Raw genomic sequence first — 13375 nt, 5'->3', positions numbered from 1 at the left:
TCAGGCCTCGGCGCTGCGGCCCTTGAGGGCGAACAGGCCCTGCGGACGCTTCTGGATGAACAGCACGATCAGCACCAGCACGATGATCTTCGCCAGCACCGCGCCATAGAACGGCTCGATGAACTTGTTGATGAGGCCCAGCCCGAACGCACCGATGATCGTGCCGGCCAGCTGCCCCACCCCGCCCAGCACCACGGCCATGAACGAATCGATGATGTAGCTCTGGCCGAGGTCCGGCCCGACGTTGCCGATCTGCGAAAGCGCGCAGCCGCCCAGTCCGGCAATACCGGCACCGAATGCAAACGCGTAGCTGTCGACCTTCCAGGTGCGCACGCCAACGCAGGCGGCCATCGTGCGGTTCTGCGTGGTAGCACGCACGAACAGGCCCAGGCGCGTTCGGTTGAGCACCGCCCATGCAATCGCGACCACGGCCAACGCAAACAGCAGGATGACGAGCCGGTTATACGGCAGCACAAGGCCCTGCGTAAGCGCAACGCCACCGCTCATCCAACTCGGGTTGGCTACCTCCACGTTCTGCGCACCGAAGATCGAGCGCACTGCCTGCATCAGCAGCAGGCTGATCCCGAACGTGGCGAGCAGCGTTTCGAGCGGACGGCCATACAGGTGACGCAGCACCAGCCGCTCCAGCGCAAAGCCGACGACGGCTGCGGCCAGGAACGCTGCAGGCAGCGCTGCCGGGAGATACCAGTCAAACGCGTTCGGAAAGTAATTGCGGAAGATCGTTTGCACCACATACGTGGCATACGCGCCGATCATCAGGAACTCGCCATGCGCCATGTTGATGACGCCGATCAGGCCATAGGTGATGGCCAGCCCGAGGGCCGCGAGCAGCAGCACGGAGCCCAGGCTCAGGCCGGCAAACAGGTTGCCGATCAGTTCAGATTTGCGTTCCTGTGCGGCCAGACTATCGAGCGCTTGCTGTGCGGCGGCGCGCAGCTCGCCATCCGCCCCGCTGTCTTTCGCGAGCAGCGGTGCAATGCGTTGCCGGGTCTGCGGATTGGTGTCGCCGGCAAGCAGCTTCAGCGCTTCCAGCTTCTCGGCATGTGTGCCGTCGTCGAGTGCGAGATTGGCCCACAGCAGATGCAGCTTGCCGCGCAACTCCGGATCGGTTTCATGCTTGCGTGCGGCGTCGACAATGGGGCGCGACGCCGTCTCCGGATGTGCGAGCAGCGTATCGACGGCCTGCGCGCGCACGGCGCGATCGGGCGATTGCAGCACAAAGCCGCTCGCCGCGCTGTCCACCTGGGCACGCAAGGCATTGTTCAACGTGAGGGATTGCAGGTCATCGGCCTTGACGGTCACGGGCTGGCCAGTGATCGCATCGAGGTAGCGCTCGCCGTCCTGGCGCACCATGCCGGCGGCAGGCGCAAAGAACAGCGCGTCGTTCTGCAACGCTTGCAGAATCGGGCCGGCCTGTTCGGCAGGCGCTGCGGTGAGCGCGTTGAGCGTCTTTACCTTGGCGTCGAAATCGTCTTCGGCCAGGGGCTTGAGATCCGCCTGGGTCAAAGGTTGTCCGGCCGCCCACGCAGATACCGCGGGCATCGCAGCCAGACAGACCGCGCACAGCAGCGCGGCAAAGAATCGGGACAAGCGCATCATGGCAATCCGATACGTGGCGGCCGATGTCGAAACCGGTCCGCCACGTCGTACAGCGTCGTTCAAAGGACCGGCTACGTCAGACACATGGCCGGCCCGCCTGACCACATCACTTGCTTGCAACCATGTCAGGCTTGCCCTCGTTGCCGGGGATGTACGGGCTCCACGGCTTGGCGCGGATCACCGTCGGCGTTTTCCACACGACGTTGAACTGACCATCGCCGCGCACTTCGCCGATCATCACGGGCTTGCTCAGGTGGTGGTTGTTGTTCATCACCAGCGTGAAGCCGGACGGCGCCTTGAACTGCTGGCCGTACATCGCCTTGCGGACCTTGTCCACGTCGGTGGAACCAGCCTTTTCCACGGCCTGCTTCCACATCATGATGCCGACGTAAGTGGCTTCCATCGGGTCGTTGGTGACGCGCTTGTCACCACCCGGCAGGTTGTTGGACTTCACCCACGCAGCCCACTTCTTCTTGAAGTCATCGTTGACGGGGTTCTTGACCGACATGAAGTAGTTCCACGCTGCCAATTGGCCGGCCAGCGGCTTGGTGTCGATGCCGCGCAGTTCTTCTTCACCCACCGAGAAGGCCACCACCGGTACATCCTTAGCCTTCAGGCCAGCGTTGCCGAGTTCCTTGTAGAACGGCACGTTCGAATCGCCGTTGATGGTGGAAATGACAGCGGTTTTGCCGCCCTGCGAGAACTTCTTGATGTTGGCGACGATGGTCTGATAGTCGGAGTGACCAAACGGGGTGTAGACCTCTTCGATGTCGCTGTCTTTCACGCCTTTGCTGTGCAGGAACGCGCGCAGGATCTTGTTGGTCGTGCGCGGATAGACGTAATCGGTACCGAGCAGGAAGAAGCGCTTGGCGCCGCCGCCTTCCTTGCTCATCAGGTATTCCACCGCCGGAATGGCTTGCTGGTTGGGCGCCGCGCCGGTGTAGAAGACGTTCTTCGACATCTCTTCGCCTTCGTACTGCACCGGGTAGAACAGCAGGCCGTTCAACTCTTCATAGACCGGCAGCACCGACTTGCGCGACACCGACGTCCAGCAACCGAACGTGACGGCCACCTTGTCCTGCGTCAGCAGCCCGCGCGCCTTCTCGGCAAACAGCGGCCAGTTCGATGCCGGGTCCACCACCACCGGTTCCAGCTTGCGGCCCAGCACGCCGCCGCTCTTGTTGATCTCGTCGATCGTCATCAGCGCCACGTCTTTCAGCGACGTTTCGGAGATGGCCATGGTGCCCGACAGCGAATGCAGGATACCGACCTTGATCGGGTCCTTTGCCTGAGCAAACGCGAGGCTCGACACGGACAACAGCGTTGCGGCGGCGACGGCAGACAGCTTCAACAGCTCACGACGTTTCATTGCGGCTCCTTGGGTTTATTGGTGGCGAGAACGACTCCCCGGGGCCCAAAAGTGCAACTACCGTGCCATCGCATTTGGCTCATTCGAAGGGAAATCCGCGCCAAAACGGTGCCAAAGCCGCGCCAAGAACGCGCATTTGGCCCGCAGGATGCGCCCGCTTGGGGCGCGCGCAGACAAGCACAAAACAAGCTGAACGCAAGGGAAAGCCAAGGCAAAAGAAAGGCCGGCATTGCGCCGGCCTGGTGAACCTACGAAAAGCGAGACTCAGGAATAGCGGCGCGAAATCGATTCGGCCACGCACACCGGGCGCTCCTGCCCTTCGCGTTCGATGGTCACAGCCCAGGTCATTTGCGCGCCGGTCAAGGTGGGAGCATTGGGCAACGGCGGCAGCGCTTCCATTTCCACCAGCTTCACGCGGGCGCGCACACGGCTGCCCACCGGCACAGGTGCGGTGAATCGGACCTTGTTCAGGCCGTAGTTCACGCCCATCTTCACGTCGGACATCTCGATCGCGTTCGCCATCAGCATCGGCAGCAGCGACAGCGTCAGGAAGCCGTGCGCCACCGGCGCTCCGAACGGCGACTCGCGCTTGGCGCGCTCAACGTCCACGTGAATCCACTGGTGATCGCCCGTGGCCTCGGCAAAGAGGTTCACCTGCTGCTGCGTGATCTCTGTCCAGTCGCTCACGGCCACTTCCTGACCGATCAAGCCTTTGAGCTCGTCGAGCGATTCGATGATGCGCATCTGGGTTGTCTCCTTGTTGTGATGCGATGACGTGGAATCAAGCCTTTGGGCGACGGCCAAACAGGCCCATGCCCGTTACCGTGCAGACGAGTTCGCCGCGCTGATTGTGTGCCTCCCAGCGGTTGACGGCCACGCCGCGGTCCGGCTTCGACTGCGACGGACGCACTTCCATGCACGTGCTCGACACTGACAGCGTGTCGCCTGGATACACCGGCTTCATCCAGCGGATTTCATCCACGCCGGGCGAACCCATGCTGGCCGCCTTGCCGAGGAAGCCGGTCACCATCAACCGCATCATGATCGAGCACGTCATCCAGCCGCTCGAGATGATGCCCCCGTAGATGCTGTGCTTGGCGGCTTCCGCATCGATGTGGAACGGCTGCGGATCGTACTGCCGCGCGAAGGTCAGGATCTCTTCTTCGGTGACGGTGTAGGTACCCATCTGCAGCGTCCGGCCGACCTCGAAATCGTCGAAGTAGAACTCGTACGATCGTGGTGCTGCTGCCTTTTCGTTCTCCGCCATATCGTCTCCTCCAAATGACAACGCCCCGCACGAATGCGGGGCGTTCAGGTTTGCCGTTACGCCGCCTGCTGGAAGCCGGGCAGCGATGCGAAGCGTGCCAGGTGATGATCCACGTCACCCAGCGTCGTGTTGATCATCGTCAGCCGCTTGAACATGTGTGCGGCCGGCAGTTCGTTCGTGACGCCCATGCCGCCGTGCAACTGCACCGCTTCCTGGCCAACATCGCGCGCAGCCTGGCCGACACGTGCCTTGGCCGCCGACACATACCGCCGGCGTGCCTCGACATCGCCATCTTCAAAGTGCGCAGCGGCCAAGTACGTGATCGAACGCGCCTGCTCGCCATGGATGAACATGTCGACCATGCGATGCTGCAGCGCTTGGAAGCGCGCGATGGGCACGCCAAACTGCTGGCGGGTCTTGGTGTACTCCAGCGTTGCAGCGTTCAGCGCATCGATCAGACCGATCGCTTCAGCGCACAACAGCACGCAGCCGAGATCGGCGACGGCGTCGATGGTCTCCCACGCTTCACCGGCCTTGCCCAGCAGCGTTGCCGGCGCGTTGTCGAAGCGGATGTCCGCAGCGTGCAGGTTGTCGATCGTGCGGTAGTCCTTGACCGTCACGCCAGCGGCATCGCGGTCGACGACGAAGAGCGACAGGCCCGACGTATCACGCGCTTCGCCACCGGTGCGCGCCGAGACGATCAGCTTGTCTGCCTGCGCGCCATGCACCACAACCGCCTTCTCCCCCGTGAGCGTCCAGCCACTGCCCTGCTGCGCGGCACGCGTGGTGACATTGAAAAGCTCGTAACGCGATTGGGGCTCGCCGAATGCAATGGCCAGCTTCACGGCGCCGCCTGCGACTTCTTCAAGCAAGGCATCCTGCCCGCCTGCAAGCTTGAGCGCCTGCGCGCCAAGCACAGTCGCCTGATACGGCTCCACGACCAAGCCTCGGCCGAGCTCCTGCATCACCACCAGCAAATCCATTGCGCGGCCGTCAAAACCACCTTGTGCTTCCGGCACCGGCAACGCGGTCAAGCCAAGTTCAGCCAGCGCATCCCAATGACCCTGTGACACGCCCTCCGGCGAGTACACCACCTTGTTGCGCGCCTCAAAGCCGTAGTCCTTGTCGATGAAGCGGCGCACTGCATCAGCCAGTTGCTTCTGTTCGTCGGTGAACGAGAAATCCATGTTTATCTCCGCTATGTGTTTTGTCGCCGTTCTGCTCAGACGCCAAGGATCATCTGCGAGATGATGTTGCGCTGGATCTCGTTCGACCCGCCGTAGATCGAGGTCTTACGATAGTTGAAGTAGTACGGCGCAAGCGGCGCGGCATCGTTGTCGCCCGTCACGGCCTGCAAGGTGTCGCCTTCCAGGTAGCTCGGATCGAACGGCTGGGCATACGGCCCAACGGCCTCGACCATCAGCTCGGTCAACATCTGTTGGATCTGCGTGCCCTTGATCTTGAGCAGCGACGCCTCGGGGCCGGGGCCCTTGCCGGCGTTCTCGCTCGATACTACGCGCAGCACCGTCATCTCCAATGCCAGCAGTTCGATTTCCAGCGAGGCCACCTTGGCGCCGAATACCGGATCCTGCAGCAGCGGCTTGCCGTTCTTCTGGTGTTGCAGAGCAACGCGCTTGAGAAACGCCAGTTCGCGCTTGGAATTGCCCACACGTGCAATGCCCGTGCGCTCGTGGCCGAGCAGGTATTTGGCGTAAGTCCACCCGCGGTTCTCATCACCGATCAGGTTCTGGACGGGCACCTTGACGTTGTCGAAGAAGACTTCGTTCACCTCGTGCTCTTCGTCCAGCATGATGATCGGCCGCACGGTAATGCCCGGCGTCTTCATGTCGATCAGCAAGAACGAGATGCCTTCTTGCTTCTTCGCATCGGGGTCGGTGCGAACGAGGCAGAAGATCATGTCGGCGTGTTGGCCGAGCGTGGTCCAGGTCTTCTGACCGTTGACGATGTAGTGATCGCCTTCGCGCACGGCACGCGTCTTCACCGAGGCCAGATCAGAACCGGAACCCGGCTCCGAATAGCCCTGGCACCACCAGTCGGTGCAATCAACGATGCGCGGGAGGAAGTAGCGTTTCTGCGCTTCATTGCCGTACTTCATGATCACGGGCGCGACCATGCTAACGCCGAACGGCAGCACGCCAGGCGCGCCGACCTGCGCGCACTCTTCGTCCCAGATGTGCTTTTGGATGGGCGACCAGCCGGTGCCGCCCCACTCGACCGGCCAGTGCGGCACCGACCAGCCCTTGGCCGCGAGCGCCTTGTGCCAGCGCACAAAATCGTCGCGGTTCAGGCGGCGGTGGTTCAACACCTTGTCTTGGATGTCCTTGGGCAGATTGGCTTCCAGCCAGCCGCGGACTTCCTGGCGGAATGCTTCATCGGCCGCCGAGTAGTTCAGATCCATGCCTGTCTCCTGTGGTTGGCTCCCCACCGTGGCAAATCGGTGGAGAACGTTCTGTCGGACCGGCGCGGACCTGAATCGAGGCTGCTAGTGCACGGGCTGCTTGAGCGCGTCGGGCACCAACAGCGGCATCACGTCGATGCCTTCCTCCGCCAGTTCCTGCGCTTCCTCCCGAGACGTCGTCCCGCGAATGCCCCGCTCCGGCGCCTCGTTGTAATGCATGCGGCGCGCCTCTTCTGCAAACCGCTCGCCGACGTCCTCGGTATTGGCAAGGACATGGCGCACAGCTTTCAGGTAGAGCTGTTGCAGGGCCGCGGGCGCTCCGCCATCGCTTTCGCCCGTCTTGTCGGCACCGCTTTTCCGGGCGGTCTCCGCACGAGACGACGACAGATTCAGGCGCGGCGCACTCGGCAAGCGCTCAACCTCGTTATGGCCACAAACTGGGCACGTCAATAGCCCGCGCTCCCGCTGCGATTGCAGGTCGGCATCGGAGCCGAACCAGCCTTCGAAACGGTGGTCATTGGCACAGCGGAGGTCCAGCACTTTCATGATCGGTCCAGCGCATGGGGATGAGTGTATCCCCGATTCGAAAATTTGTGAACGGTCGTGCTAATTTTTTCGCACGACCGTTCGCCATGGTAGCGAAGACAGCAAAATCGTGTGATCAAGCGACGGCAGCAAGCGCCTCAGGCTGCACTTGGCGTCCACGTCCCAGACAGGATCTTCTCGAGCCAGAACGTGCCGATGATGGTCTTCACGTCCGAAATCTTGCCATCGCGCACCCAATCGATGAGCTGGCCAGCCGACGTGACAAAAGTCTCGAGAAATTCGCCTTCATCGAGCATCGCCTTGCCTTGCTTCAGATCCCGCGCAAGATAAATGTCGATGAATTCGGTGGAATACGAAATGACCGGGTGGATGCGTGTGAGGTAGTCCCAGCGCTCGGCCGTGTAGCCGGTTTCCTCCCGCAGTTCGCGCTTGCCGCATGCGAGCGCGCCTTCCTGCGGGTCGAGCTTGCCGGCTGGAAACTCGATCATCACCCTGTCGACTGGATAGCGAAACTGGCGCTCCATGAGCACGGTGCCATCGTCGAACAGCGGAATCATCATCACCGCACCGGGATGAACCAGATATTCGCGGCTGGCATTTCGGCCGTCAGGCAGACGGACGATGTCCTGCTTGAGCGTGAGGAATTTACCCTGGTGCATCAGCGCAGAGGCCACCCGCGTCTCGCGCAGGCCGGCATCCGAGTCCTGCGCAGTCTCAGAGGTTTCGTTCGGCGGGGTGTGATCGGACATGGCGCTCTCTCATGCCGAGACAGCGGGAACCTGCCCGGCGGGAATTAACGGGAATCGCGGGGATGGCGAACCAGGTATTGCCAAGTGAAGCCGGGAAACGCGAACACCAGCATCAGGCAAGCGGTGATCGCATAAAACTGCCAGCCTTGCGGGAACGCATTGCCCTGGCTCGATTCGATACCAAAGCCGATCAGCCCCACCACAACATACATGGCAATCAGCTCGGTGCCGCGCAGCCAGAACGGCTTGCGCGGCCAGCGTGCCGGCACCAGCGCCAGCACGCGTTGGTTGACGAACGGCAGGTTGGCACAGATCAGTGCCAACACGATGACAAACAGACCGCCCGTCGAAGTGCTCACGGTGCTCAGCTTATGAAGCCAGCGTCAGGCGGATTGCCTGATAGCACACGGCCATCAGACCGGCCGGGAAGATACCCAGCAACAACACCAACAGGCCATTGACCGACAGCAGCGAGCGCAGGCCAAAGGTGGCCTCCACGGGGCCATCGTCTGCCGGCGCATCAAAGTACATAACCTTGATGACGCGCAGGTAGTAAAACGCACCGACCAGCGAGAACAGCACGGCCACGACGGCCAGCCACGGCATACCGGCATCGACCACCGCACCCAGGACCGACAGCTTGGCGTAGAAGCCAACCGTCGGCGGCAAGCCGGCCAGCGACATCATGATGAACAGCATCAGCAGCGCAAACCACGGACTCTTTTTCGACAAGCCTTTGAGGTCGGCAATCTCTTCTGCCTCATAGCCCTTGCGTGCAAGCAGCAGGATCATGCCGAAGCCACCCAATGCGGTCAGCACGTAGGTGATCGCATAGAACATCGACGCGCTGTAGGCCTGGGCCGTCAAGTCCGGTTTGGCGGAGCTGACGCCCGACACCAAGCCCAGCAGCAGAAAGCCCATGTGCGAGACTGTGGAATAGCCCAGCAGACGCTTGAAATTGGTCTGAACAACGCCCGTGATATTGCCGATAGCCAGCGACACGACGGCCAGCACGATCAGCATGTTCTGCCAGTCAAATGCCAGCGGCAGCAAGCCTTCCACCAGAATGCGAAACGTCATTGCAAACGCAGCGACCTTCGGTGCGCCGGCAATCAGCAGCGTCACAGCCGTCGGCGAGCCTTGGTACACGTCGGGCACCCACATGTGGAACGGCGCCACACCCAGCTTGAAGCCCAGGCCAGCAACGATGAACACCACGCCGAACACGAGGATCGTCTTGTTGATCTCGCCGTTCTTGATCGCGTCAAACACCTTGCCCAGCTCCAGCGAGCCGGTCGCGCCGTACAGCATCGACATGCCGTACAGCAACAGGCCCGATGCGAGTGCGCCCAGAATGAAATACTTCATGGCCGATTCGGACGACACGTTCGAACGGCGACGCAGCGCTACCAGCGTGTACGACGCCAGCGACAGCAGTTCCAGGCCCAGATAGAGCACGAGGAAATTGTTGCCGGTGATCATCACCACCTGACCACCCAGCGTAAACAAGGCGAACATGTAGAACTCGCCTGCATACATGTCGCGGTCGGCGAGATAGCGGCGGGTGTACACCAGTGTGGCAAACAGCGTCAGCGCACAGAACGACGCCAGCACGTTGGCCATAGGATCGATCACGGCCATGTTGCCGAAGACGTAGTGGGTCTCACCGTTCGCAGCGTTCAACGCGAACCAAACGGCCAGCACCAGCGTAATCACCAACGAAACCGGATACGCCACGCTGCTTCGTTTCTGGCCGCGTGCCAAGTCAATCCAGTTGACGGCACCGATGCCTAGCGCGAGAAAAACGATTGGGGCAAAAGCCGCAATAGAGGAGGACGATTGCATAGTTTCTTCTCGCTGCTTACAGCTTCGACTGAGCCACGTGGGTCAGCAGGTTGACCACGGACGCATGCATGACATCGGTGAAGGGCTTCGGATACAGGCCCATGTACAGGGTGGCGATCGCGAGCACGCCCAACATGAAGAACTCGCGGCAATTCAGGTCCTTCAGCTCGGCCACATGCTTGTGGGTCACATCACCGAAGATCACGCGCTTGACCATCCACAGCGAATACGCTGCGCCAAAGATCAGCGCCGTGGCGGCCAACAGGCCAATCCAGAAGTTGAACTTGACCGAACCCAGGATCACCATGAATTCGCCGACGAAGCCCGAGGTTGCCGGCAGGCCGCAGTTGGCCATCGCAAAGAAGACCGACAGCGCCGCGAACTTCGGCATGGTGTTCACCACACCGCCGTAATCGGCAATCTGACGCGAGTGCACGCGGTCATACAACACGCCAATGCACAGGAACATTGCGCCTGAAATGAAGCCGTGCGAGATCATCTGAACGATACCGCCCTCGACACCGATCTCGTTGAAGATGAAGAAGCCCAGCGTGACGAAGCCCATGTGCGCGATCGACGAATATGCGACCAGCTTCTTCATGTCGGCCTGCACCAGCGCGACCAAGCCGATGTAGATCACGGCGACCAGCGAAATCGCAATGATGAATGCAGACAGGCTATGGCTGGCATCCGGGGCGATCGGCAGCGAGAACCGCAGGAAACCGTAGGCGCCCAGCTTCAGCATGATGGCGGCCAGCACCACGGAACCACCGGTCGGCGCCTCCACGTGAGCGTCCGGCAGCCACGTGTGCACCGGCCACATCGGCACCTTCACGGCGAAGGCCATGAAGAACGCGAGGAAGATCAGGATCTGCTCGTTCATCGACAGCTTGACCTGATGCCATTGCAGGATCTCGAACGTGCCGCTGTGGAAGTACAGATAAAGCAGCGCAACCAGCGTCAACAACGAGCCAAGCAGCGTGTACAGGAAGAACTTGAATGCCGCATAGACGCGGTTCGGACCGCCCCACACGCCGATGATGATGTACATCGGGATCAGCGTGGCTTCGAAGAACACGTAGAACAGCAGACCGTCGAGCGACGCAAACACGCCGATCATCAGGCCCGACAGGATCAGGAACGCGGCCATGTACTGCGCCACGCGCTCGGTGATCACTTCCCACGCGGCAATCACCACGATGACGGTGATGAATGCGGTCAGCACCACGAACCACATCGAGATGCCGTCGACACCTAGGTAGTAGCTGATGTGGAAGCGCTCGATCCACGACGATTTCTCGACGAACTGCATTGCAGCCGTCGTCTTATCGAAACGCGTGATCAGCGGCAGCGTCATCACAAAGCTGATCAGCGAGCCGATCAGCGACATCCAGCGGACATAACCGGGATTGCGGTCTGAGCCCGAGGCCAGCACCAGCACGCCGAAGAAGATCGGCAGCCAGATCGCAAAAGACAGAACCATTTTTGTAATCCCTTATTTGCCTGCCAGGAACACGAAATACGTCAGCAGCCCAACCGTGCCGATGATCATCGCGAACGCATAGTCATAGATGAAGCCGGACTGGAGCAGGCGCACGACAGTCGCGAACCAGCCCACCAGACGTGCGCTGCCATTGACGACAACACCGTCGATCACGCCCTGATCGCCGCCCTTCCACAGGCCACGGCCAAACTTGACCGCACCGTTGGCGAAGACGATCTCGTTGATCTTGTCCATGTAGTACTTGTTGTCCAGCAGCTTGTAGACACCGGAGAAGCGCTGGGCAATTGCTGCCGGAATATCCGGACGCTTGAGGTAGAAGAACCACGACAACACGACACCGGCCAGCAGCAGGATGAACGGGGCCGACGTGAAGCCGTGCAGCGCCATCTCGACCCAGCCGTGGAAGTCTTCGGCCAACACCTTCATTGCTTCGTGGTTGTCAGCATTGAAGATGACTTCCGAAAACACCACACCGTGCTTGAAGAACTCGCCGAACAGCATCGGCTGGATTGCCATTGCACCGATGATGACCGACGGAATCGCCAGCAGGACCAGCGGCACCGTCACCACCCACGGCGACTCGTGCGGCTTCTGCCCCGGGGCCAAACCGTGGTGATGGTCGGCGGTCTCTTCTTCATCCACGTGATTGCCTTCGTGATGCGAGTCTTCCTTGCCGAACCGCTCTTCACCGTGAAACACCAGGAAGTACATGCGGAACGAGTAGAACGCGGTCACGAACACACCGGCCAGTACCGCCCAGTAAGCGAAACCAGCGCCCGGCAGGTGCGATTCACGCACCGCTTCGATGATCGAGTCCTTCGAATAGAAACCTGCAAAGAACGGCGTGCCGATCAACGCCAGCGACCCCACCAGCGACGTCAGCCATGTGATCGGCATGTACTTGCGCAGGCCGCCCATGTTGCGCATGTCCTGATCGTGATGCATGCCGATAATGACCGAGCCCGCGCCGAGGAACAGCAGCGCCTTGAAAAACGCGTGCGTCATCAGGTGGAACACGGCCACTTGATAAGCCGATGCGCCCAGCGCGACGGTCATGTAGCCCAGCTGGGACAGCGTGGAGTACGCCACCACCCGCTTGATGTCGGTCTGGATGATGCCCAGGAAACCCATGAACAGCGCAGTGATGGCGCCGATGATCAGCACGAATGACAGCGCGGTGTCCGACAACTCGAACAGCGGCGACATGCGCGCGACCATGAAAATACCGGCAGTCACCATAGTGGCCGCGTGAATCAGTGCGGAAATCGGGGTCGGACCTTCCATCGAGTCCGGCAGCCATACGTGCAGCGGGAACTGCGCCGATTTACCCATCGCACCAATGAACAGGCAGATACAGGCGACCGTCAGCATGTGCCAATCGGTGCCGGGGAAGCCGACCGTGGCCAGGTTGTCGCGGGCGGCAAACACGTCGGCGTAGCTCAGGCTGCCGCTGTAGGCAAGCAGCAAGCCGATGCCGAGCACGAAGCCGAAGTCACCCACGCGGTTAACCAGGAACGCCTTCATGTTGGCGTAGATGGCCGTCGGGCGCTTGAACCAGAAGCCGATCAGCAGGTACGACACCAGACCCACCGCTTCCCAACCAAAGAACAGCTGCAGGAAGTTGTTGCTCATCACGAGCATCAACATCGAGAAGGTGAACAGAGAGATGTACGCGAAGAAACGGTTGTAGCCGTCGTCTTCCGCCATGTAGCCGATGGTGTAGATGTGCACCATCAGCGAGACGAAGGTCACCACGCACATCATCATCGCCGTAAGCGAATCGATGAGGAAGCCGACTTCCATCTTCAGCGAGCCCACCGTCATCCATTCATAGACGGTGCCGTTGTAACCGGCGCCATTGATGACGTCGGACAGCGTCAGCGCCGACAGAATGAAGGCGATCGCAACACCAAGGATGGTGACGCTGTGGGATGCCGTGCGGCCGATCTTCTCGCCAAAGAACTTGGTGCCGAACAGCCCGGCGATCGCCGCGCCGGCCAGCGGCGCGAGCGGGATCGCCAGCAGCAGGTTGGGATTGAGCGTGGTAGCCATGGAA

General features: G+C 61.1%; 12 protein-coding genes. All 12 read right to left on the bottom strand.

All coding sequences use genetic code 11. The features are described 5' to 3' along the window. Positions 1-1620, bottom strand: a complete 1620-nt coding sequence (gene urtB, locus ACEN9T_RS14890; RefSeq protein WP_413708127.1) for an urea ABC transporter permease subunit UrtB — start codon at positions 1618-1620, stop codon at positions 1-3. Between the two features lie 106 nt (positions 1621-1726). Next, positions 1727-2989 carry an urea ABC transporter substrate-binding protein gene (gene urtA / locus ACEN9T_RS14885; protein ID WP_413708126.1) on the bottom strand — a complete coding sequence of 421 codons (1263 nt, stop codon included), beginning with the start codon at positions 2987-2989 and terminating at the stop codon, positions 1727-1729. A 264-nt stretch (positions 2990-3253) separates the two neighbouring features. After that, positions 3254-3733: a MaoC family dehydratase gene (locus ACEN9T_RS14880; RefSeq protein ID WP_260779918.1), complete on the bottom strand. Its 480-nt coding sequence runs from the start codon at positions 3731-3733 to the stop codon at positions 3254-3256. A 37-nt stretch (positions 3734-3770) separates the two neighbouring features. After that, on the bottom strand, positions 3771-4256 hold the full coding sequence (locus ACEN9T_RS14875) for a MaoC family dehydratase (RefSeq protein ID WP_413708125.1): 486 nt from the start codon (positions 4254-4256) through the stop codon (positions 3771-3773). 56 nt (positions 4257-4312) lie between these two features. After that, positions 4313-5443, bottom strand: a complete 1131-nt coding sequence (locus tag ACEN9T_RS14870) for an acyl-CoA dehydrogenase family protein (protein WP_413708124.1) — start codon at positions 5441-5443, stop codon at positions 4313-4315. A 35-nt stretch (positions 5444-5478) separates the two neighbouring features. Further along, complete coding sequence (locus ACEN9T_RS14865) at positions 5479-6675, bottom strand: acyl-CoA dehydrogenase family protein (RefSeq protein ID WP_252691175.1); 1197 nt, start codon at positions 6673-6675, stop codon at positions 5479-5481. A gap of 84 nt (positions 6676-6759) precedes the next feature. Next, positions 6760-7221 carry a DUF1178 family protein gene (locus ACEN9T_RS14860; protein ID WP_413708123.1) on the bottom strand — a complete coding sequence of 154 codons (462 nt, stop codon included), beginning with the start codon at positions 7219-7221 and terminating at the stop codon, positions 6760-6762. Between the two features lie 137 nt (positions 7222-7358). Continuing rightward, a complete protein-coding gene (locus tag ACEN9T_RS14855; protein WP_413708122.1) occupies positions 7359-7970 on the bottom strand; it encodes an NUDIX domain-containing protein in 612 nt (203 codons plus the stop codon). 44 nt (positions 7971-8014) lie between these two features. Next, complete coding sequence (locus ACEN9T_RS14850) at positions 8015-8329, bottom strand: DUF2818 family protein (protein WP_092969578.1); 315 nt, start codon at positions 8327-8329, stop codon at positions 8015-8017. A gap of 10 nt (positions 8330-8339) precedes the next feature. Continuing rightward, positions 8340-9815 carry an NADH-quinone oxidoreductase subunit NuoN gene (gene nuoN / locus ACEN9T_RS14845; RefSeq protein ID WP_413708121.1) on the bottom strand — a complete coding sequence of 492 codons (1476 nt, stop codon included), beginning with the start codon at positions 9813-9815 and terminating at the stop codon, positions 8340-8342. Between the two features lie 16 nt (positions 9816-9831). After that, the gene (locus ACEN9T_RS14840; protein ID WP_024975298.1) at positions 9832-11298 is read right to left on the bottom strand and encodes an NADH-quinone oxidoreductase subunit M; all 1467 of its coding nucleotides are present in this window, start codon (positions 11296-11298) and stop codon (positions 9832-9834) included. A gap of 12 nt (positions 11299-11310) precedes the next feature. Beyond that, positions 11311-13371 (bottom strand): NADH-quinone oxidoreductase subunit L, encoded by a 2061-nt coding sequence (gene nuoL, locus ACEN9T_RS14835; protein ID WP_413708120.1) that lies wholly within the window; start codon positions 13369-13371, stop codon positions 11311-11313. Positions 13372-13375 lie beyond the last annotated feature (4 nt).

It is taken from the genome of Ralstonia sp. Ralssp110, from assembly GCF_047325135.1.
GTDB classification, from domain to species: domain Bacteria; phylum Pseudomonadota; class Gammaproteobacteria; order Burkholderiales; family Burkholderiaceae; genus Ralstonia; species Ralstonia mojiangensis.
The sequence above is the reverse complement of the archived record's forward strand: the minus strand, read 5'-3'. Positions and strand labels throughout refer to the sequence as shown.

Bases quoted from the DNA above. Each gene is read 5' to 3' on its own strand.
- nuoL (WP_413708120.1), bottom strand. From the start codon at position 13,371: ATGGCTACCACGCTCAATCCCAACCTGCTGCTGGCGATCCCGCTCGCG.
- urtB (WP_413708127.1), bottom strand. From the start codon at position 1,620: ATGATGCGCTTGTCCCGATTCTTTGCCGCGCTGCTGTGCGCGGTCTGT.
- ACEN9T_RS14840 (WP_024975298.1), bottom strand. From the start codon at position 11,298: ATGGTTCTGTCTTTTGCGATCTGGCTGCCGATCTTCTTCGGCGTGCTG.
- ACEN9T_RS14875 (WP_413708125.1), bottom strand. From the start codon at position 4,256: ATGGCGGAGAACGAAAAGGCAGCAGCACCACGATCGTACGAGTTCTAC.
- urtA (WP_413708126.1), bottom strand. From the start codon at position 2,989: ATGAAACGTCGTGAGCTGTTGAAGCTGTCTGCCGTCGCCGCCGCAACG.
- ACEN9T_RS14865 (WP_252691175.1), bottom strand. From the start codon at position 6,675: ATGGATCTGAACTACTCGGCGGCCGATGAAGCATTCCGCCAGGAAGTC.
- ACEN9T_RS14880 (WP_260779918.1), bottom strand. From the start codon at position 3,733: ATGCGCATCATCGAATCGCTCGACGAGCTCAAAGGCTTGATCGGTCAG.
- ACEN9T_RS14855 (WP_413708122.1), bottom strand. From the start codon at position 7,970: ATGTCCGATCACACCCCGCCGAACGAAACCTCTGAGACTGCGCAGGAC.
- ACEN9T_RS14860 (WP_413708123.1), bottom strand. From the start codon at position 7,221: ATGAAAGTGCTGGACCTCCGCTGTGCCAATGACCACCGTTTCGAAGGC.
- nuoN (WP_413708121.1), bottom strand. From the start codon at position 9,815: ATGCAATCGTCCTCCTCTATTGCGGCTTTTGCCCCAATCGTTTTTCTC.
- ACEN9T_RS14870 (WP_413708124.1), bottom strand. From the start codon at position 5,443: ATGGATTTCTCGTTCACCGACGAACAGAAGCAACTGGCTGATGCAGTG.